At 59.4% G+C, this 21,772-nt stretch carries 17 protein-coding genes; 8 read left to right on the forward strand and 9 right to left on the reverse strand.

Features of this window, described 5'->3' with window-relative positions; genetic code table 11:
• The first annotated feature begins 63 nt into the window (after positions 1-63).
• From A4R35_RS08920 to A4R35_RS23870, 4 genes are all read left to right on the forward strand, one after another.
• Positions 64-1,230: a hypothetical protein gene (locus A4R35_RS08920; protein WP_112428542.1), complete on the forward strand. Its 1,167-nt coding sequence runs from the start codon at positions 64-66 to the stop codon at positions 1,228-1,230.
• 49 nt (positions 1,231-1,279) lie between these two features.
• Positions 1,280-1,669, forward strand: coding sequence for a hypothetical protein (locus A4R35_RS08925; RefSeq protein WP_112428544.1), 390 nt, complete (start codon positions 1,280-1,282; stop codon positions 1,667-1,669).
• 15 nt (positions 1,670-1,684) lie between these two features.
• Positions 1,685-2,125, forward strand: a complete 441-nt coding sequence (locus A4R35_RS08930; protein ID WP_112428546.1) for a hypothetical protein — start codon at positions 1,685-1,687, stop codon at positions 2,123-2,125.
• A gap of 391 nt (positions 2,126-2,516) precedes the next feature.
• Positions 2,517-3,614 carry a hypothetical protein gene (locus tag A4R35_RS23870; protein WP_146747150.1) on the forward strand — a complete coding sequence of 366 codons (1,098 nt, stop codon included), beginning with the start codon at positions 2,517-2,519 and terminating at the stop codon, positions 3,612-3,614.
• Between the two features lie 136 nt (positions 3,615-3,750).
• Here A4R35_RS23870 and A4R35_RS08955 read toward each other — a convergent pair whose 3' ends face one another.
• Positions 3,751-4,671, reverse strand: a complete 921-nt coding sequence (locus A4R35_RS08955; RefSeq protein ID WP_112428556.1) for an SDR family oxidoreductase — start codon at positions 4,669-4,671, stop codon at positions 3,751-3,753.
• Positions 4,672-5,511: 840 nt separating this feature from the next.
• Between A4R35_RS08955 and A4R35_RS08960 the strand changes: the two genes are divergently transcribed.
• Entirely contained in the window at positions 5,512-7,026 is a 1,515-nt protein-coding gene (locus tag A4R35_RS08960) for a hypothetical protein (protein ID WP_146747151.1), read from the forward strand.
• A 167-nt stretch (positions 7,027-7,193) separates the two neighbouring features.
• Here the strand turns inward: A4R35_RS08960 and A4R35_RS08965 are convergent, their stop codons facing one another.
• From A4R35_RS08965 to A4R35_RS08975, 3 genes are all read right to left on the reverse strand, one after another.
• Positions 7,194-8,570, reverse strand: a complete 1,377-nt coding sequence (locus tag A4R35_RS08965) for an ABC transporter permease (protein ID WP_112428561.1) — start codon at positions 8,568-8,570, stop codon at positions 7,194-7,196.
• The gene (locus tag A4R35_RS08970; protein WP_399358704.1) at positions 8,567-9,367 is read right to left on the reverse strand and encodes an ABC transporter ATP-binding protein; all 801 of its coding nucleotides are present in this window, start codon (positions 9,365-9,367) and stop codon (positions 8,567-8,569) included. Before A4R35_RS08970 ends, A4R35_RS08965 begins: the two co-directional genes overlap by 4 nt.
• A gap of 277 nt (positions 9,368-9,644) precedes the next feature.
• On the reverse strand, positions 9,645-11,174 hold the full coding sequence (locus A4R35_RS08975; protein ID WP_112428563.1) for an efflux RND transporter periplasmic adaptor subunit: 1,530 nt from the start codon (positions 11,172-11,174) through the stop codon (positions 9,645-9,647).
• 355 nt (positions 11,175-11,529) lie between these two features.
• Here A4R35_RS08975 and A4R35_RS08980 point away from each other — a divergent pair, with 355 nt between their 5' ends.
• The 3 genes from A4R35_RS08980 to A4R35_RS08990 all read left to right on the forward strand — a co-directional run bounded on the left by A4R35_RS08980 (position 11,530) and on the right by A4R35_RS08990 (position 13,924).
• Positions 11,530-12,501, forward strand: a complete 972-nt coding sequence (locus A4R35_RS08980; RefSeq protein WP_146747152.1) for a hypothetical protein — start codon at positions 11,530-11,532, stop codon at positions 12,499-12,501.
• A 234-nt stretch (positions 12,502-12,735) separates the two neighbouring features.
• Positions 12,736-13,218 (forward strand): DinB family protein, encoded by a 483-nt coding sequence (locus A4R35_RS08985; protein ID WP_112428567.1) that lies wholly within the window; start codon positions 12,736-12,738, stop codon positions 13,216-13,218.
• Between the two features lie 178 nt (positions 13,219-13,396).
• Positions 13,397-13,924: a hypothetical protein gene (locus tag A4R35_RS08990; protein ID WP_112428569.1), complete on the forward strand. Its 528-nt coding sequence runs from the start codon at positions 13,397-13,399 to the stop codon at positions 13,922-13,924.
• Between the two features lie 191 nt (positions 13,925-14,115).
• Here the strand turns inward: A4R35_RS08990 and ispF are convergent, their stop codons facing one another.
• From ispF to A4R35_RS09020, 5 genes are all read right to left on the reverse strand, one after another.
• Positions 14,116-14,628: a 2-C-methyl-D-erythritol 2,4-cyclodiphosphate synthase gene (gene ispF / locus A4R35_RS08995; RefSeq protein ID WP_112428571.1), complete on the reverse strand. Its 513-nt coding sequence runs from the start codon at positions 14,626-14,628 to the stop codon at positions 14,116-14,118.
• On the reverse strand, positions 14,625-15,335 hold the full coding sequence (gene ispD / locus A4R35_RS09000) for a 2-C-methyl-D-erythritol 4-phosphate cytidylyltransferase (RefSeq protein ID WP_112428573.1): 711 nt from the start codon (positions 15,333-15,335) through the stop codon (positions 14,625-14,627). The genes ispF and ispD overlap by 4 nt, the downstream gene beginning before the upstream one ends.
• A 226-nt stretch (positions 15,336-15,561) precedes the next feature.
• The gene (locus A4R35_RS09010) at positions 15,562-16,737 is read right to left on the reverse strand and encodes a PIN/TRAM domain-containing protein (protein WP_112428577.1); all 1,176 of its coding nucleotides are present in this window, start codon (positions 16,735-16,737) and stop codon (positions 15,562-15,564) included.
• A gap of 337 nt (positions 16,738-17,074) precedes the next feature.
• On the reverse strand, positions 17,075-18,508 hold the full coding sequence (gene radA / locus A4R35_RS09015; protein ID WP_112428579.1) for a DNA repair protein RadA: 1,434 nt from the start codon (positions 18,506-18,508) through the stop codon (positions 17,075-17,077).
• A gap of 244 nt (positions 18,509-18,752) precedes the next feature.
• On the reverse strand, positions 18,753-21,299 hold the full coding sequence (locus A4R35_RS09020; RefSeq protein ID WP_112428582.1) for an ATP-dependent Clp protease ATP-binding subunit: 2,547 nt from the start codon (positions 21,297-21,299) through the stop codon (positions 18,753-18,755).
• Between the last annotated feature and the right edge of the window lie 473 nt (positions 21,300-21,772).

Genomic DNA, 21,772 nt, shown 5'->3' on the forward strand with positions numbered 1-21,772 from the left:
CCTCACCTGCGGCGCGGGCAGACCCTACTAAGCGCACAGCGGCCAGGAGGATTGACAGAGAAAATGAATCTCCAGGATATCGAAAATGCCTTGCGTCTCGATCTCTTCGATGCCGCCGGGCCAAATCAGCGCTGGTCGAATGCAGATCTGGAGCGGGCGATCGACAAAGCTGTCCTCCGCTACAGTCAGTACTATCCCAATATCGGCTACTGCGATATGAGCACACGCCCCTATCAGCGGACTTATCCTTATCCGCAAGCGTGGAACCCAGTCTATCCCGTCTGGTGGATCGAACGCATCATCTACCCACTGCAGGCTTACGGCAGCTACTTCCAGCCACCACCAGGCGGCATGAGTGCCAGCCCCGGCAGCGGAGGTGGACTCAGCTCCGGCCTCTACCAATACGCTGTCACTTTCCTGAGCGAGGGCGGCGAGACCACCCCTTCCCCCATCATCAGTGTCTCGGTGACGAACAACGGTAGCGTTAACCTGAGTAACATTCCTCTCGGGCCAACGCAGCCCACCCTTGCCAGCAACGCCCCCCATAACGTCATCGGGCGTAACCTTTACCGCACTCAGGCCGGTGGCAACACTCTACTGCTGCTCACCACCCTGGCAGACAATAGCAGCACTAGCTACCTCGACACGACAGCCGATAGTCTCCTAGCAGACAGACCACCAGCGCCCACCGTGAACACCAGCGGCGTCATGCTCTGGCCCCCCCTGGAGCGCGACTTTGCCGAATATTCCAACCTCTTCGAGAGCAGCACAGCTCTGGCGGCGGGTGGGAATCTCGGTCCCCAGGGCAGCGCTGGCAGCGGCCAGGGTCAGCCGGCCTCGCAGACCCCCAGCTTTACTCTCAAACTCTCCAGCTCAGAGCTGCCTCGTGACAACACGCTTGTCATGCGCGTCTTCTATGCCACCAGGCACCAGCTCGATAGCAGCGGCTCGACCATTCCCGAGATACACCGCGATCTCATCGTCCTGGGGGCCAGTCTCTACGCAATGGAGGCGTACCAGGTGCCCACGAACGACAACTTCAGCTTCCAGGACGGCGAGCTGCATGACCACCTCGACGACAGTGCTATTCCCCGCGCCTGGCAAGAGGCCATTGACGCCCGCCGCACCCAGTTCGAGGTTCGCCTCCAGGAGCTTCGCAGCCAACGCGACTTCGCCAGCGCAGCCCGCGTCCAGTGGGGCGATATCCCGGCCCGGTGGGCTCGTCTCTAGGGCTGGCCCAGTCGCTTGATCACCCAATCAAGAAGAAGGAGCACCTCTCATGCAGGACCTGCTTAGCCTGACCAACCTGCTCATCACCCTGGCGCTGATCGCCGGCGCCTTTGTCGCCTACCATCACGGCTTTGCCCGCACCGCCGACGAGGTCAAGGCGCGCGTCATCAGCGCCATGCAGCACGAGATTGATACGCTCAAGGAGCGCCTGACAACGCTAGAGAAGGAGAACCAGCGCCTGAGTCAGATTATCGGCACCATCCGCCTGGCTCTGCAGCAGCGCGGTCTCCACGTCACCATTGATGGCGAGCTGGTCAGTATTCACGACCAGAGCGGCTACTGCACCCAGACCAGTCGCATCATCGAGAAAGAACCGCCTGCCAGCTCAAACAGCCAGTGCGGGGAACAACCCTACCAGGCCCACACACTGCCGCAATGAGGAGGTCTAGCCTGTATGCCTACCATCGGCGTGGACTGCGAGATTATCCTGGATGGAGTCGGCTACTTCGTCAAGCCAGGCAGCTACCGCATGACGCAGCCGCGCATTCGACGGGCCAGCGTGCGCGCCGACGGCGGCGAGGCCTACGTTGATCTTGGCCCAGGCCGACGGACCTGGAGCATGACGATCCTCTGCCTCAACGACCTCGTCGGTTACGATGGCCAGCCCACCGGTCTGAGCGGCCAGTCCTACCGCGATGCCCTGCGTACCAGCTACCTCTCCTCGACCGGGCGCACCCTCCTCTTTAGCGAGCCAACAGGAGGAGTACCTATCGCTGTGCACTTCGACTATTATGCAGAAAGCGCCTGCGATCTGCATATGCAGCAGGTGCCCCTTTCTAGCGGCGCTCCAGGGGGCCTCAGCTATGAGGTAACCATTGAACTGGTCGAGGCATAGCCTTTCTGGCAAGGCCCATGCGTGCTTTCTTGACACATAGGGAAATGCATCCTTACACTGAATGAGGATGGATTTATACGCAATCACCGCACATCATAGCGGCCAGGCTCCCGCCAGCGGGAGCTATTTTAACGGCAGAATGGCGGACGCAAGAGAGATAGTTGCAACTTCCGGCGCTACCAACCAGGCCCCCACACGCCGATGGCGGCCAACGCTCCAGAGACAGTCTGGAACTTGGCTTTTCTGCAGCCCAGCAAGAGGCACGGCTCTCTTGCTGATTGGGCTACTAACAGCCTGGTTGCTTGCTATGGGCAGCGCTGGCCAAGCGCGAGCCGCGAGCAGGGACAGTGGAACACTGAGCAGCAGTCCCAGTTCGGGACCAGCAGGCGCAGTGATTACTGTCAGCGGTTCGGGTTGGACCCAGCTGAGTGATGGCAGCCAGGTCTCGCTCGGTTACAGCCAGCAGGACTGTCTGCTAGGCTACACACCAGCGAGCAATAGCCAGCCGGGCACGGTAGAGGGCGGTAACTTCAGCGGTTGGCTGGTCCTGCCAGGTAGCCTGGCCCCGGGTACCTACAAAATTTGCGCCCTCATTGGAGCCACCCCAACCGTGGCCGGTAGCTATACCTTGCTGTCAAGCGCCTCCCCCACCTTGAGCATCAGCCCAACGCAGGTTACAGCAGGCCAGACCGCTACCGTCACAGGCAGCAACTTCCTGCCCGGAGGGACACAGGTGACGCTGGTCTTACAGGCCGGCAGCACCACCATAAGCCTGGGGAGCGTCACGAGCGATGGACAGGGGAACTTCACGCGCAGTATCAGCATTCCCAACGGGCTTTCTGGTTCAGCTCAAATCAAGGCCAGTGTCGGTAGCGGCTCTCCCGCTACCCTGAGCGCCAGCGCTGCTTTGACTATTAACCCCGCACCCATACCAGTGTCGACCTCGATGCCGCAGGCCACACCGGCGACAACACCCACTCCGACGCCAACGCATACCCCAACGCCAACGCCTGCCCGGCCAACGGCCACTGCTGATAGCAACACCAATCGGATGCCGGCCATCACCACCGCCAGCACCAACCCGGGAAGCCAGCCGCAGACAACAGCTCCGGCCAGTTCGCCATCTTCTTTCAGTCACCTGCTCCCGGGACTATTGGGGACCACGGTTGGCGGCCTGCTCCTCTTCGGATTGCTCGGCGGCTTTGTACAGTACCGCCAGCGGCGCCAGAAGCCGGCCAGTAGCCACTTCAGCGCCCTCAACGAGAGCGAAACGCTCCCGCTGTCAAGCGTGAGGCCGGCCACAAACGGCTTACAGCCCGAGCAGTCCCGGCAACATGGAGAGGGAGAGCACTCGCTTACTGCAGAGCCACAACAAGAAGAGCAGGCGAGTATCGCTCCCACAGAAGTTTCGCTGGAGGCCCTGATGCGCCAGGTACAAAGCGGCTTGTCAGTCTTGCCAGGCCGCAGCCAGAACACCAATCCAGAGTAGCCAGGCGAGGAGACCGCGGCTGATGAACAAATCAGAGAAAGGAGGACTATGGGAACTATGGGCGACACGGGAGATATGGGAGCCAGGGAACCAGCGAAGGGACCAGCTCCTTCTCCCGCCCTTGTTCAGTTCTCTTTCAGCGATAGTGACGCGCCAGCTCTGAGGCATAACGCCGTCCCACCTCTGTCACATGGGCCTGTAACCAGTCAGCAAGATGCGTCTGGCCTGTAGGGGCCTCGTGCGAGACCAGCAGGTTAGCCATCAGGCCATCGATCTCATCGCGCGTGATCAGGACATCGCCGACGAACAGAGAGAGCAGCTGGCCCAGAGCTAAAACCAGAGCCGGCGGCGCCGGCACCAGCCATACGCGCCGCTCCAGAATACGCGCTATCAGCGCGACCATCTCTCTATAGGAGAAGATATCTGGCCCGGCAGCGTCAACAATGACATCCTCTTGCTGGTGCCCTACCCGCACTGCCAAGTCGGCCATATCCTCCACATAAACCGGCTGCAGCTGATAGTCTCCGTTGCCAAAGAGGGCAAAAAGCGGGAAATGCCTTAGCAGCCAGGCGATATTATTGATCAGAATATCTTCCCGGCCAAAGATTACTGTCGGGCGCACAATCGCGTAGGAGAGGCCACTCTGTCTCAAGTCCTGTTCCAACAGGGCCTTGCCACGGAAGTAAGGGAACGGAGAGGAGAGACTTGGATTGCTGATGCTCACATGAACAATGCGCTCAATGCCGGCCTCTCGCGCCGCAGTAAAGAGACGACGTGTATTTTCGACGGCACGCTCGTAGCTTTGCTGGCCATAAGGGAAACGTATCCAGTAGGTGTTGTAGAGAACACGCGCCCCTCTAAGAGCCTCTCGCAACAGGCGCGGATCATCAAAAGCTAGAGGAAAGGCTTGCACCTGATTGCTCAAAGGATGGGCACGCTGGGGATGACCGGTGAGAGTGCGCACTTCCTTGCCACGGGCCAGCAGGCGCCGCGCAATGTACTGACCAGTATAGCTAAAGGCACCGGTCACCACATTGATCTCGTTGCCAAGAGTCATAGCACGCTCCTTCAACTCGCTCCTGGCTACTATCCTAGCGGGCAAGAAAATCCTGTGCTCATCTGCAAGAGCCGCCCCTGGCGATCCATCCCGCATTGCGGGTCAGATCGCACTCCAGCAGAAGAGGCACATGATCAGGTATGATTTCTAGCCTCACCACTTCTGCATCATGTTCCTGGGATATCTCGCGCATGCGATGCGCGAACTACTCTGCTGACAGCGTTTCCAGGACCTGATGGCAATATCTAGAACACCACACTACACCACATGGTACTGAGATGAGAAGTAGATGTTCCAGTTGAACATGCAGACTATCTCCATCATGGGGAAGTATATAATATCAAGTTATATATTGCAATTGGCGATGTTAGCTCCATCCCAAGCCACAATAAGAAGCGCGCCTGCTATTCCTGGTGCTGCAGCCCAGGTTCTTAGGCCCGGGGATCTTCAATATATGAATGCAAATGCTTTTATGTTTAGCAGAGATCATGTAAAGCGCTAATCACCAGAGGAGTGAGACGATCAATGTACTGACAGAGAGAAGCCCTGGAGAACGTTCTCCATCTGATTGACGCAGGCTCGCTCAAGGTCAAAGGGTCCCAAACATTCACATTTCGACTAGTACATTTGGATATCCTCTTCAGATTGCTTGACCGACTGAGACGCATATTTTATACTCCCCTCTAGGGCGATGGCAAACGAAAAGAAAAAGCACGCAGCCCAAAGCGCAGCAAGCCATCGCCTGGTGCCTGCCGGTCGCGTTCCATATCGAGCACGCGGCGCATCGTGCACACCAACCGCTGACCGGCAATGACCGCCGGTGCAGAGAGGTAGGGATCGATGTTCAGACAAACCGACCCCGACCTGGGGAAATTTTTATTACGAACGCTCACACTCACTATCTGTGCTTGCTTGCTAGCGGTTTCCGTGATCGGTGTGCTGGCCAATCTGGTGCCGATGTATGCGGCGTCAGGCCCGCAGATCCCGCTCCTGCAGCCGCTTGACAGTCCGACGGTTATTGCTTCACCCACCGAGGCGCCCACGACTCCGCCCCCGGTTACGCCTACGCCCACGGCGCAGCCGACGACTCCGCCGCCTACTCCCACACCCGTCCCAACGGCTCAACCGACGAAAACCAGCACGCCAGCCCCGGCCCCAACGCGCAGCGCGTCGCCAACTGCTGTGCCTGCTGCCACTGTTACTGCCACGGCTGCAGCTACCGTGACCCCCACGGCGACCGCCAAAGCAACCGCCACAAGCCAGGCGACCACGACCCCCACGGCGGCACCTGCCATGACGAGCGGTAATGCCAATAATGGTCAACAAAGTAATGACAACACAGCGGCGGCGACCCGCATCGCTCAGCACAACAATCTCGGCTTTCTTCCCGTGGTCACGGGCGTCGTCTTGATGCTCCTGGCCCTGATTCTGGTAGGCGTGCTGCTCCTGCGTCACTACATTGCGCCAGAGCCGTTACCCCGCCCGCGCCTCTCCTCGGGAGCGCGCCCTTGGCGCCGCACCCGCAGCCCGGAGAGTCTGGCCGGAGACCGCGATTTGGCCGGTAATCCTCTGCCCTTGCCCCTGGAGGGCAGTCCAACCAGTGTTACCCTCAGCAGCAGCTGGCAGCCTGCTGCCGCTTCCGTCCAACAGTCACCGCTTCGCCTGGGCAATGCAATGCCATCCAGCGAGTCCTTTGCTGCCGCTCCAACACAAATGCAGCCGGCTACCCCCATGCCCGCATCGGCTGCTTCATCCGCCACGACTCCCCCCCCAGGCTCGACCAGGCCGTCGCCCCCGCCTGCAACAATCGCCCATGACCTCCCACTTGTGCCAACCGGGCTGACTGTGACCCCGGGCAGCTCCTCCTCGGCCCAGCACAAGCAGAGCGTTCTGCCATCTGGCGCTCTGGAAGATACCGCGCGGCGCCCGGCTACTCCTCGTTCGACACCCGGCGGCCCCTCTTCCAGCCGTCTCAAGCGCAACTTTCTCTTCCCAACCACCAGCCTGATGCCCACGACCGGTGAGTTACCAGTGGCTTCGAACCTCGCCTTTCCGCCTCATGGAACCAGTCCCTTCAATGGGAATTTCCTCTTTCCAACCACCAGCCTGGTGCCTACCGAGGGGATGTCGCTTTCGCCCGATACCGGCAGCGGCATCCACGATATGCCCCCCCAGCTCTCGCCACAGCCCGGGCAGCCAGCTCCATCCATCCCCGGGCCTGCAACTGGTGAGCGTCAGACAGAGCCAGGGGCTTCAGCCCTTCCACCGTGGCTGGCCAGCCTGACTGCTGATGGCTCATTCTCGACAGTGGAGAACAGGGACGAGAACAATAGTAGCAACGGGAGCCAGTTGTAATAGCGCATCTGACCTCAGCAGCGTGCGCTCCCTTTAGCACAGGTCGCCTTAGCCAGGAGACGATAGGCTAGCTGACAAAGGAGAAGAGCAGCCGAGCAGCGGCTAGCTCTCGCACCGGGATCGAGAGTAGCCCTGCTCTCCTGCCCTTCTTCCGCTGTCGCCGCCGCTCACTCGGTACGCAGAGCAATGATCGGATCGAGCCGCGCAGCACGCACCGCCGGGTAGAAACCAAAGGTTACCCCAACGAGGGCTGACACTCCAAAAGCCAGGAGAATCGACAGCGGTTGGGGAACAAAAGGCACTCCGAAGTTCGTAGTCATGAGCCAGCCGACCAGCAAACCGAGGATAATCCCGAGAATGCCGCCCAGAGAGCTAAGTGTTAGGGCCTCGATGAGGAATTGATTGCGAATATCTCTTCGCCGCGCGCCGACCGCCATCCGAATGCCAATCTCACGCGTTCGCTCCGTGACCGAGACCAGCATGATGTTCATGATGCCTATCCCTCCCACCGTCAAGGAGATGCCAGCGATCCCCACCAGAAGCAGGGTTAAGGTCTGAGTCGCCTGCTGGGCCGTCTGCAGTAACTGGTTGGCATTGCGAATTTGGAAGTCAGCAGGACTGCCCGCGCTGATGCGGTGGCGCTTCAAGAGGGTGGCATCGACTGCGCGCTGCACGGCATCGACATGTTCAGCTTTATCGACCAGGACTTGAATCTGATCGACATAGCCGGTGTTCTTGAGGCGTATTACGGCAGCAGTGAAGGGCACAAACACAACGTCATCCTGAGTGAAGGCCCCAAAAGAGCCTTTCGGCTGTAAGACGCCCACGACACGAAACATCTGGGTGCCGATGCGGATTGTCTGGCCAACGGGATTGGTGCCGGACGGGCCAAAGAGACTGTTGGCTACCACCTGGCCGAGAACTGCCACCGGCAAGCCCGCCAGCTCGTCATGAGCGTTCAGCCAGCGCCCACTGGCGATCTCCCAGCCCTGAATCTGCTGATAGCCTGGATAGACTCCCTGGATGCGCGTATTCCAGTTCTGGCTGCCATAGATCACCTGGGCCCCGAGTGAGAGCACCGGCGAGACCTGGACCACGTGCGGTATGGAAGCTAAAGCGTCGGCATCGCCTTGGGTCAGGCTTTGCTGTGAGCCGAGCGAGCTGAAGGCTCCGCTGCTGGTGGCTGCGCCGGGGACGATCAGCAGGGTATTGGTTCCCAGGACGCTCAGGCGAGCCTGGATCAGAACGCTGGCCCCCTGGGTCAGAGTCATAGCGGCGATGACAGCAGCTACGCCGATGACGACCCCGAGGGTGGTTAGTAGCGACCGCAGGCGGTTAGCCCAGAGGGATTCAAAGGCACTGGCGAAGTTGGCTACGAGCAGGCTGCCGCGATGCACTTCTCGGCGCCTCTGTAGCTGCTTGCCGCGCTCCACAGGAGGAGTCTGAGATCGAGGCGCCTGGGTGCTGCTCCGCCCACGAGCCTGCTGGGCCAGCAACTCCGTGCTCGCTGTCGTCTGGCGTTCACGCTCAACTGGACCACTCATCGCTCTTTCTCCGCAGGAAGCGCCCGATAGCCATCGCTGCTGGCCGGATTGGCCTGATAGAACTGGAGCAACTCCTCCTGGGCTGAGCGCGTCGCTGTGACCGGCTCATCGCTGACAATTTGTCCATCCCGGAAGAGAATGCGCCGGCGGGCATAGGCAGCAATGTCGACCTCATGGGTCACGAGGACGATCGTCAGACCCCGGGCATTCAAGGCTTGCAGAATAGCCATGATCTCAATGCTGGTTCGACTATCAAGATTGCCAGTTGGTTCGTCAGCGAGCAGCAGGGCCGGATTATTGACCAGGGCACGCGCAATGGCGACGCGCTGCTGCTGACCTCCAGACAGCTGTGAGGGACGATGGTGAAGACGACTGCCGAGACCAACCAGCTCCAAGGCACGACGCGCACGCCGCTCTTGCTCAGCGCGCGATAGTCCGGCGTACATCAAAGGAAGAGCGACATTCTGGAGGGCAGTAGAACGGGCCAGCAGATGAAAGCCCTGAAAGACGAAGCCGATGCGCCGATTGCGGATATCGGCCAGCTCGTCCGGGGTCATCTGGCTGACCTTGCGCCCTACAAGCCAGTAGTCGCCACTTGTGGGCCGATCCAAACAGCCCAGTAGATTCATAAAGGTCGTCTTCCCTGAGCCGGAAGGTCCCATGATAGCGACAAACTCACCGGCTCCGACGGTCAGCGAGACTCCACGCAGAGCCGGGACGCTGGTTTCTCCCAGATGATAGACCTTGGTCAGGTTGCGCACAAGCACAATCGGCGGGCGTCGCTGAGTTACTGGCATAGATTGTTCGTTGCCCTGTACCAGTTGTACTTCTCGGTCGCTCATATTGCTCTACTCTCTAGAATTGGGGACCCACTCCCTCTCTTCGGCAGACAGAGAGCTGCTTTGTCATATTCACTTTTGAGGCAGGTAGTAATCCCAATCAGGAAGAGGATGCTCTCCTTTATGCTCATGTCCCTCCGCTCTGCTCTGATACAGAGCTGGCAGTACCGCGTCCTGAACGATCGATCCACCTCTAGTGAAAGCTCCCCAGCCTCTATTAGATCACAATTGCCGTCTAGCTGCCTAGCTGGTTGAGAGAGGTAAATGGGCCACCCTGGGCTCCTGTGACGACGCTCTCACCGACTTCCAGGCCTGCCAGCACCTCGTAGGTATTGCCATCGGTCAGCCCGAGGACAACCGGTTTGACTACCCAACGCTCTCCAACGCGCTCCAGCACATAGCCAGGCGTCGGCTGATCGCCCGGGGGAAGATTGCGCAGCTCCTGCAGGAGCTGGCGCGCCTGGGCAGAGGCCGCTTTGACCTGGGCCGGATCAATGACCGGCGTCCCATTGCGCTGGGTCAGGTTGGCAGCGCTGCGCGCGAAATTCACGGCATCAACCGGGATGAGCAAAACATCCTCGTGTTTGAGAGTCGTAATGGTCAGGTTGGCAGTCATCCCTGGAAGCAGATGGACGTTGCGCGCGCTGCTGAGGTCTACATCGATAGTGACCGGGTAGGTCACGACATTGGAAACACTCTGGCCAAGCGGCGAGATGGCGCGAATGGTGCCGCTGAACTGACGATTGCCATAGGCGCTGACCGTAAATTGGACGGGCTGACCTGTGCTCACGGCTCCGATATCGGCCTCATTGACATTGGCCGTAATCTGGAGGCTGGAGAGATCGACAAGCTGAATAAAGGCCGTCGTGGCCGGGCTTCCCACCGTGCCGCCTGATCCCGTATTCGTTCCACTGCTCTGCCCGGGACCACCTGCACCGCTGGTGATGCCACTGCTGGGGCTACCAGGATAGCCACCAACGCTACCGTTGATGGTGGCGACCACACCAGCATGCGGAGCTGTAATCGTGGTGAGATCTAGGTTGTGTTGAGCCGTCGTGAGCTGGGCCTGGGCGGTCTTCAGCTGGCCCTGGGCGTTGTCAACCTGGGCTTGGGCTGAGGCTATCTGGGCCGCTGCCTGGCTCTGGGCCTGGGCATATTGATCCTCGGCCAGTTGTTTGCAATTGGGAGGCACCGACTGATTCAGCGCTGGATGGTCACAGTTATAAAGGGCATTTTGCTCCTGGTCGTAGGCTGTGGCCAGGCTAGCGTTGGCCTGAGCTTCAACCTTGTTAAGGTTGTTCTGGGCATCGGTGAGGGCCGTCTGGGCAGCGTTTACCTGGGCTTGCGCTTGATTAACGGCATCCTGCAGCGAGGTCGAGTCAAGCTTTGCAAGCACCTGGCCAGCGCGCACCTGCTGGCCAACACTGACATAGAGAGCGCTGATCTTGCCATTCGCGGGGGCGGTGACATTATAGACGGTTCCCTGCAAAGTACCAGTAGCGCTGACTACCTGGGTAAAGGTTCCGCGCGTGACACGCTGGTATTGATAGGTCACTCGCCCACGTCTGAGGGCCACTACTGTCAAGATACTCCCTCCAATCAGCGCGAGCAGTAAAATAAGACTGATGATCACCTGCCAGCGCCGCTGCCGCCACCAGGGACGCGCCGGCTCAGGAGCGCTCAATTCTTCAAAGATTTGCGTCTCCTGATCATAGAAATCAGGAATGATCTGCTCTCTACTCTCAGTATGTTCTTGATCAGCCATAAGGCTATCAGCTCCTCAACTGTAAAAAAGAATCTATATTAGGATTGGTTCCATCCGTGCACAAAACAACCCTCTTTTCTAAGATACAGGAGCAACAGCATCCCTCCTCCCCTGGAAAGAAAGCCGGAGGCGATGGCACCAGGAGTGATAGCCAGCCGTTTCTTCCCAGAGTACCATAGAGCTAACAGTTTGGGAAAATCCCCATATGCGAGTACGATAAAGGTAGAGCAGGGTTACAGAGCAGGTGGTCCGGTACTAGCCCGGCCAGCGTCTGCTCTGCCAGATAGTGTCGATCTGGGTTTCTGGCCACTTCGCCTCGGGACCCACGTTAGTAGGTCTGGTGAGAGAGCAGAAGATGGCAAGAAGAGCAAAAGCGATGTTGATCTACGGCTTTGATTGGAGGAGCTACCGAGAGCTGGTGATGCCGGCCTTTGCCCGCTGGCTCACAGCCAATGATGCCGGGGAGGTTGAAGCGCTTTATGCCGCAACGAGCCTGGCATACGAGGAGGCTTTTCTACCAGCAGCGATGCAGTCGGCGCGCACCTGGCCTCGGGCCGTGGCCTTTGTCGCAACCCTGCCCCGTGGCCCCCACAGTCTCTACGAATATCGCTTGCTCTGCTCCGCCGACGAGTTCACGGTGCTCAGCGATCGCTATCTCTACCGCCATGTCCCGCATCTCCACCGCTGCTCAGAAGCGCTGGCAGCAGTCTGGAGCGCCATCGTTGAGCACTACTGTGTGCCTGGCGAGATCCTGACCAGGGCCACAGTAGAGACAGAGCAGCGGCCAACAGCCACGCGGGCCGCTGTGGCTCTGATGAGCCAGCCAGAGGAGGTCAAGGGCAGTTCGCTCCAGCTGAGTGAAGCCTACTTTGAGGTGACCAGTCCAGACCTGAGAGAGGAGGAGCCGCCAGAGGGCTTCTTTCTCGGACAGCATCCTAACGTGCTGCGTCTGCGCGGCTGGTTGGCCTCTATCTCACCTGCAGCGCTGGCGCTTTTTGAGTACCTGGCCTGCGGACGGCGCGCTCTGCCCTTTGAAGATGGCTTAAGGCCCGGTCTGCTGGGGGCGCTCACTCGCGTCTCACTCGGTCACTACATCGGTTATCTGACCCCCACTGAGGTCAAAAGGCTGGCTCACTGCCTGCATACAGCCACAGCCCCAGAGACCGAGGTCGCTGCCAGGGACTACGATCGATTCCGCCAGGGAGTGGCTTCAGGCCAGGAGACGCGCCTGATCGATGAAGTGCTCCCAGCCTATGGCACCAATTTGTTGACAGCGGTACGCCTCGCTGCAGAGCAAGACCTCGGCCTGATCTGTCGCCAGAAATAAAAAAGAAGATAATGTGCTTCCTCTTGCTGCCCCCGCCCCAGCTCGCCTGCAGCCCCTTTGATCAGCGCTCTCAACCCTTTCCTCGCTCGCTCCTTCCCTCCCTCCCTATTCTCTGATGGTCAGCAGGTGATACGATAACAAAGGATCACAAGGCAGAGACGAGGCAAGCAGGGACTTGATGATCTCTGCTCTCCTCTCTCTGCCAGACTCATTACTGCCGATGGAGGAAATCCGATGAGCGTGAGCGAAGGAGCTTGCTTTGCCCATATTCTAGAGCGCCTCTCGCACGATGTCCTTTTCCAGCTGGAAGATGTGCCAGAGGCTGACCTGAATCGACACCTTGAGCTGCCCGAGACCAACACCCTCTTTGCGCTGGCAACTCACCTGGTTGGGGCCGCTGAGTATTGGGTGCTCGTTCTCGTTGGGCAGCGCCAGATCGCTCGCGACCGCGCTGCCGAGTTTCAGGCTCACGGAGATTTCGCCGTCTTAAAGGAGCGCTATGAAGGCTGGTTGCAGGCGATGCATGAGGTCCTGGATACACTCCCGGATGCCCGCCTTCAGGAGCCTGTGAGCGGGCCAACTACCTATCGCTATGCTCCTGCAGATCGCCCTTTGATCGCGCGCGACGCCCTCCTGCACGCCGTAGAGCATTCAGCTCTGCATTTAGGCCATATCCAGCTTACCCGTCAGCTGCTGGGCCTGCCTGTACGCGGCTAGCCTCTTCTCTCTTCCTCAGAGCGGGAACTGCTGGCAGCCTGCTTCCGTTCTCACTGCAAGCAGAGACGAGGAGGAGCAGGCTGCCATTCTCCGGCTCTGGGCTGAAGCCTCCCCTTCGTCCCTCGACTAAGCCCCCCAGGTCAGCAAGAGCGAGATCCTGGGGCAGATCATGCAAGCAATGGCCGAGACCAGTGCCTTGAAAGCCACGCTGGAGAGCATTTACCTTTCAGAGCAGGAAGAGCCAATGGATCAGGAGGCAAAGAAACTCGCCTCCGGCGTTCAAACCCTCTCAGATAAGTATCTGAACAGAATCATTATGCGCAGCGATCAATATCTGCGCAATCTTAATAAAGAAGCTAAAGATGCCTTCAGAGCCACCCAGCGTTTTTTTGGAGCTAGCCTGTTCTTCCTCTTGATCACAATCGCCATGATCATCGTAGCCTTCCTCTTCGGGGCAGATCCGCGCCTCATCGCTGGCAGCATCTTCGCCAGCATAGTCTCAGCCCTGACAACATTCCTGGGAGCCTGGCACCAATTTCAAGCAAAGACTGCTAGCCTGAGATTACAAGCTTTAGCCAGCCTGATGACCAATGTCCGCCTTGCTCATCTCCAGTTTATGATCGACCACATTGCTGACGATGGCTGGCGCAAAGAGCAGTACGAACAGATCGTCGACCAGTTGCTCAATCGCTACTTCTTAAGCTAAAGGCGAGAGCCCTACGCTGAAGCAGATCGTCAGCTCGCCTTGCGGAGGCCAGCGGAGAAGGACAGCCACTGTCTTTCGACCACTGACAAAGAGAAGGCCAGGGGACCCAAAGGAGGAGTCAGCCAGTAGAACAGATTCATGCTTTCTGGCCTAGCCAGTTGAGGCAAGGAAAGAGAGCACCGCCAGCCTTGTCAATAGCGCTCCTGCGTCTTTGTCGTTGCCACAGTCGCCTCTTCCAGCAGGGCCACTGCCGAGCAAGCGATGCCTTCGCCACGACCGGTAAAGCCCAGGCCGTCGGTAGTCGTCGCCTTCACACTGACCTGCGCCAGTGGCAGCTCAAGCAACTCCGCCAGCCGCGCGCGCATTGTCATCACATAAGGAGCCAGGCGAGGACGCTGTGCAATGACCGTCGCATCGACATTCACCACGCGCCAGCTATGCTGGCGCAACAGATCGCGCGCATACGACAAAAAAAGAGCACTCGACTGATCCTTCCAACGAGGATCGTGCGAAGGGAAATGCATCCCAATATCGCCAAGGGCCGCTGCTCCCAGCAAGGCATCCACCACCGCATGGATCACCACATCGGCATCCGAATGACCAGCCAGCCCTATCTCGGAAGGAATAGTTACCCCCGCCAGTACCAGCGGTCGCTCGGGGGCAAAGGCATGAGCGTCGAACCCACAGCCGATTCGCCAAGTCATCGCGGCCACGTCTCCTGATGCACCAGATATTCCGCCAGCAGGAAATCCTCCTGCGTCGTAATCTTCATATTGGTGTACGAGCCGGGGAAGATTGCTACGCGGTAGCCCAGGCGTTCCACCAGTGCAGCATCATCGCTCACCTCCTCCTCCGCAGTCTGAGCAGAGCAAATGCGGTGAGCCTCCCGGAGTAGAGGAAAGGCGAACACCTGGGGTGTCTGCACCACCCACAGGTGAGCACGTTCAGGGGTCTCACAGACATACCCCCCCTCGACCACCTTCAGCGTATCCTTGACAGGAACAGCGGCCACCGCTGCTTGGTGCAAACGGGCCGCATGTAAACCTGCCTCGATCAAGGCAGAAGACACGAAAGGACGCGCTCCATCATGGACCAGCACCCACTGGGTCTCTGGCAAGTGGCGAGCCAGGGCCTCTAGGCCCAGGCGTACCGAATCCTGGCGCCGTGGCCCACCGGCTACCACGGCGATTACCTTACGCCAGCCTTCCTCGGCCAACAGCTCACAGGCATCGGCCTCGCGAGCGGGATGGACCACCAGGACAATCGCCTTAATCAGCGGGCAAACCTCAAAAGCATCCACCGTACGGGCTAGCGTCAAACGCCCGGCCAGCGGGGTCCAGAGCTTATCCCGACCGGCCATACGCCGGCTGCTGCCGGCGGCCACAATTACCACAGCGGCTCGTTCTTGCATAGCAATAATCCACCAGCGCCTCCGCCTATAATGAGAGGCACCGTATGACTGGTGCCTACCCGACATCTACTATGACGTTCTCTGGCAGCCAGAGAGAGCCAGGTCCCCCCTTTTTTCTCGTCTCCTCCCTTCCACCCCCTCCAGGCTGTCGCTATCCCATCAACCTGCCCTGGCACTGGCCCGATTCCGTCGTCTCTTTTCCCCCCTCGGTCACGCTCGCTCAGCGCTAGCCCTGACGCTGTTTGCCGGTCGACTGCCCTTGACTGCTGGACATCGAATTACCGCTACTCTGCTTCGGATAAGCAAAGATCAGACGCCCAGCGACCGTCTGAATTACCCGCGTCACCGTCACCTCAATCGTCATATTCATATACTGGCGACCACCCTCCACCACAATCATCGTCCCGTCATCCAGGTAACCTACACCCTGACCCAGCTCCTTGCCATCTTGCATAATCTTAATTGCAATCTCCTCACCGGGCAGAAGCACTGGCTTCACCGCATTGGCTAACTCATTAATATTGAGCACCTTCACTCCCTGCAACTCGGCGACGCGATTGAGATTGAAATCGTTCGTGATAATCGGACAATGGAGCGCGCGCGCCAACTTGACCAGCTTGCTATCCACCTCCTCCGAGCTGCTCTCCATATCGGTATCCATAATCTCCACTGGCACCGTCGCATCCTTCTGCAAGCGGTTCAGCATCTCCAGACCATGCCGGCCCCGATTCCGCCGGAGCGTATCAGCAGAATCGGCGATCCGCTGCAGCTCGTTGAGCACAAAGCGTGGCACTACCAACTTACCAAAGATAAAGCCTGTCTGGCTGATATCGGCAATGCGACCATCGATAATAGCGCTGGTATCGAGCAAGATCTGGGGACCTAGCGCACTTGCCAGCGCCTCCGCCTCCTTAGCACGCTCTCGCTCTCGCTCCCGCTCCCGCTCCCGCTCCTCTTCCCGCTCTCGACGGCGTGTCAGAAAGAGGGACTGAAACATATGCGCCAGCTCGCTCTTGCGCAGCACGGCCACCATCGCCCCTAAATACCCACAGATGATGGCTGCCACCACAGGCAGAATATGGCCCCAGTTCTCTGGCAAGGCTCCCAAGGGGATACCAAAGAGCACAGAGATGAGCAGGCCCACAATGAGCCCAATGGTGCCAGCGATCAGATCACTGACCGCCACCGTCCGCAGCTGATGGCTCACCCAGCGATAGGGAACAATGGTCACATAGGGTGTAATCACAAAAGCAACGAGCGCACAGGCAAATGCAATTGCAGCTGACCATTCAAGCTTCTCAAGCAGGAGTGTTGACAGCGGATGTTCGAAAAAGAAGATGAAGAAACTAACGCTGGCAGCCAGAAGCGCCCCAATGCAGCGAGCGATTGTGTTAACAGACATCCCATCAGCCTCCAGAAGGGTGAGAGGTTCGACCACTGACGACGGGCCAGCGTGAGGTAAAGCATGCGGGCAGGAGCAGAATAGATGATAATCAGACGAACAAGAATGATGATTCCGGATAACAGGGCCTGGCCTGCTGTGCTGAACCGCCAGAAACGCGCCCGTCGAATCACAAAAATCGTCATGCCAGCTATAAAGTATACCGTTTTCCCGAGTCAGAATCAAGAGCGAGGATCAACCTCTGAGAGCGGGAGCCACGATAATGCACGAAACGCTTACCTCCTTCAGTTAAACTCAACAGATGTTTCAGTCACGGGATAAGAGTGGCCTTTGCTGGTTAGTGTAACGCGATTTCCAGGGCGACTGCAAGAGTACTGGCGGGGATGACCCGGCACTCCTCAGCCAGTCCCGCCCCTTCCAACTCGCGGCGCACCCGCTCTGTGCGCCCGCTGGCAGGGACCAGGCAGCGTTTGAAGCCCAGCTTCGCCGCCTCGCGCACGCGCAGCCCCAGGCGACTGACCGGGCGCAGTTCACCTGAGAGGCCGACCTCGCCAATCAAGGCCAGATCGGGCGGGATACGCCGGTCGCGGTAGCTTGAAGCGATTGCCGCTGCCACGCCCAAATCAACAGCTGGCTCCTCCAGCGTGAAGCCTCCCACCACGTTAGTATAGACATCGTGATTGCCCAGGGCCAGGCCGACACGCTTGGTCAAGACCGCCAGCAGCATCAACAGGCGATTATGCTCAATGCCATTGGCCGTACAACGAGCGATCCCGAAATTGCTGGGAGTCACCAGGGCCTGCACCTCCACCAGCAGCGGGCGTGTTCCCTCCATGCTTACCACCACCGCCGAGCCACTGGCGGCTCCGGGATGCTCGGACAGGAAGAGAGCCGATGGATTGGGAACCTCCTGCAGGCCCTCGCCGTGCATCTCGAAGACCCCCACCTCATGGGTTGCTCCGAAGCGATTCTTGACACCACGCAGCAGGCGATAGGTATGGTAGCGTTCCCCCTCCAGATAGAGCACACAATCGGCAATGTGCTCCAGAGCTTTGGGGCCTGCCACCGTCCCCTCCTTCGTGACATGGCCGATGATAAACATTGGGATGTGGCTACTCTTGGCCATCTGCATCAGATGCAGTGTACATTCGCGCACCTGGCTGATACTACCCGGAGCCGAGGTCAGATGAGTCGCGAAGACCGTCTGAATGGAATCGACCACCACCAGCGCCGGCTTGAGGCGAGCGATGGCCTCGCAGATCACTTCCAGCTCGACCGTCGCTAGCAGATAGAGGCGCTCACCGCTGATCTCCAGGCGCTCGGCGCGCATCTTGATCTGTTCACTCGACTCCTCGCCCGAGACATAGAGGACCGGCCCCACACGCTCGGCAATAGAGCCCGAGACCTGCAGCAGCAAGGTTGACTTGCCGATGCCCGGTTCGCCACCGACCAGCGTGAGTGAGCCAGGCACGAGGCCACCCCCCAAGACACGATCCATCTCGGCATAGCCGACCGAAAGGCGCTCATGAGAGAGGGCTTTCACCTGGCTCAGGGGTTGTGGCACCGTTGGAGCGGCAGAGGCCCCCACGGTCGCAGCCGCCCCCCTCAACAAGGCGTAGCGGCGCTGGGGGGCAGGAGCCGCCGCCGACGTTTCGGGGAGCGATACCTCCTCCAGGGTGTTCCAGGCGCCGCAATCGGGGCAGCGTCCCAGCCACTTCGTCTGCTCGCCACCACACTGCTGACATACAAAGCGCGTACGAGATTTAGGCATAGGATTACAATCAGCACACTTGCTTCAGAACAGGTAATATGGTAGCGTAGGTCCTGACGACTTGCCTGTCTGTCTGCTTGTCTGCCTGTCTGACCGGCGCCTCACCAGGCAGGCACAAGGAAAGCATCCATAGCTACCGGCCCTGCCAGCGGGTACCAAGTAAGGAAGCAAGCGAGCGATGGCAAAAAAAGAGGAGAGCCTGCGGCGCGAGCGACGCGCCAGAGTGGCTCTCCTCTGCACACTATCAACCTGGCAAGGTTTCACCGGCGGGGCTGCCCTCACTGCTGCCGGCGGAGAGCGCCGCCTGCGGCGAAGCCGGAGCGGGCAATTGCTCCAGACGACTGCGCACCTGCAGTTCGAGAGCATTGTCGACCACCACCGCTTCGACCACATCGCCGGCATGGAAGCGACCCTGGAGCAGACCTTCAGCCAGCGGATCTTCGACCAGGCGCTGGATCGTGCGCCGCAGCGGGCGGGCGCCGTACTGCGGATCGAAGCCTTCCTTGATCAAGAAGTCCTTGGCAGGCTGCGGGACTACCAGCTCGATCTGCTGCTCCGTCAACTGATTGCGCACGCGATTGAGCAACAGATCGACGATCTGATACATATCCTCGCGGCGGAGCGAGTGGAAGACGATGACCTCATCGATACGGTTCAGGAACTCGGGCTTGAAGGTATTCTTCAGCTCGCCGAGCACCTTATTCTTCATCTCCTCGTACTCGCTCTTATAAGCCTGCTCCTTATCCTTCGTCAGCTTGAAGCCGATCGACGCCTCGCGGTTCAGCAAGGTGGCGCCCACATTCGACGTCATGATAATGATCGTATTGCGGAAGTCCACCGTGCGGCCCTTGGCATCAGTCAGCTTGCCATCCTCCAGGATCTGGAGGAGCATATTGAAGACATCGGGATGGGCCTTCTCGATCTCATCGAGCAAGATCACGCTATAGGACTTGCGGCGCACGGCCTCTGTCAGCTGGCCGCCCTCCTCATAGCCGACATAGCCCGGTGGAGCGCCGACCAGGCGAGCAGCAGCATGGCGCTCCATGAACTCTGACATGTCGATCTTGATCAGGGCGTCCTCGCTGCCAAACATGAACTCGGCAAGAGCGCGGGCCAGCTCGGTCTTCCCGACGCCAGTTGGGCCAAGGAAAATGAAGGAGCCGATGGGCCGCTTAGGATCTTTCAGCCCGGCGCGAGCGCGGCGGACAGCGCGCGCGATCTTCTCGATCGCCTCATCCTGAGCGATGACGCGCTTATGAAGGGCCTCCTCCATATGGAGCAGGCGCTGCGACTCCTCTTGAGCGATACGCATGACCGGGATGCCGGTCCACATCGAGACAATCTGAGCGATCTCTTCCTCGCCAACAACGGGGCGATCGCTCCCTCGCTCTTTCTGCCAGCCGGCCTCCAGCTTAGCAATACGCTCGCGCAGTTTCACCTCGCGGTCGCGCAGCTCGGCAGCCAGTTCGTAATCCTGCTGCTGGATTGCGGCCTCTTTCTCGCGGAGCACCGCCTCCAGGCCCTTCTTGGCCTCTTTCAGGTTCAGCGGGGCCAGCGAATGCTGCATGCGGACACGGCTGGCGGCCTCATCGATCAGGTCGATGGCCTTATCGGGCATGAAGCGATCCGTGATATAGCGGCTGGCCATCTCCGTTGCCGCCTTGAGCGCCTCATCGGTGATGGTCAAGCGGTGATGGGCCTCGTAGCGCTCGCGGATACCCTTGAGGATCTCGATCGTCTCCTCAATGGTTGGCTCGCGCACGATGACCTCCTGGAAACGGCGCTGCAGGGCGGCGTCGCGCTCGATATACTTGCGGTACTCATCGAGCGTTGTCGCGCCGATACACTGGATCTCGCCGCGAGCCAGAGCCGGCTTCAGAATATTGGCCGCATCGACCGCGCCCTCCGCGGCGCCGGCGCCGACCAGCGTGTGGACCTCATCGATGAAGATGATGCAGTCGCGACTATTGCGGATCTCCTCGATGATCTTCTTCAGGCGCTCTTCGAACTCGCCACGGTACTTGGTGCCTGCCACCAGGGAGCCGACATCCAGCGTGAGCAGACGTTTGCCCGCGATGGTCTCGGGGACCTCGCCGGCGACGATGCGCTGCGCCAGGCCCTCAACGATTGCCGACTTACCGACACCAGGTTCACCGATGAGCGCAGGATTATTCTTGGTACGACGCGACAGGATCTGAATGACCCGTTCGATCTCCTGATGGCGTCCAATAATAGGATCAAGCTTACCGGCGCGGGCATCGGCGGTCAGATCAACGCCCATCGCGTCGATAGTCGGCGTCTTGGAGTGCTTGGCATCGCGCTCATGGGGCGAGCCGGACTGGCTGAGCACCTGGATCGTTTGCGTGCGCACCTTCTCCAGGTTGACACCCAGGCTTTCCAGGACACCGGCGGCGATTCCCTCACCCTCGCGCACCAGGCCAAGCAGAAGGTGTTCGGTGCCGATGTAATGATGGTTCAGGCGGCGCGCCTCGTCCACCGCCAGCTCGATGACCTTCTTGGCCCGGGGGGTCAGGCCAATCTCCCCAAGCACGATGCGGTCACCGCGCCCGATGATGAACTCAACGGCGCTGCGCACCTTGTGCAGCTCGACACCCAGATTCGCCAGAACCTTGGCGGCCACACCTTCGCCCTCGCGTACGAGGCCCAAAAGGAGGTGCTCTGTCCCGATGTAATTATGCTGGAAGCGCTGGGCTTCCTCCTGGGCGAGGCTCAGGACCTTCCTGGCTCGCTCGGTGAATTTATCAAATCTATCTCTATCCCTGTCGTTCACCTGTTTGTCACCCCCCTTTCAGTGGCAGAGGGTGGAACCGAGCCCTCTGTGTCGCTCAGGTAAACTTGGTAATTCATCATACAACACCCTTCTTTGCAGCGTCAAGCAAGAACGACCTGGGGCATTGCCGTCATCCATGGATCACTCCTCTACACGCTGAAACAAGCGACCCCCTCACTGCTCCACTCTCGCCTGTCGCAGCAAGGAGGTCGAATCAGCTCAGCTGTTCAGGTGCGCATGCACGCTCTAGCGTCCGGCGCGGGCGCCATCGCTCAACCCGCTGGTAGCACAGGCGTCCCTTCAGCTAGAACGAGTGACTGCCAGCCATTGAAGACTGGTTTTTTGTCTGGCCTGTCCAGAAGCGTGTCAGTACGTGTTCGGGCCTTCGCGCTTCTGCCTCATAGTCGGGAGCGCAGCGCGCTGGCTGAGCCAGGTCTACAAGGTCTACAGCCCAGGACCACAGCACAGGCTCA

Source organism: Thermogemmatispora tikiterensis (assembly GCF_003268475.1).
Lineage (GTDB): Bacteria > Chloroflexota > Ktedonobacteria > Ktedonobacterales > Ktedonobacteraceae > Thermogemmatispora > Thermogemmatispora tikiterensis.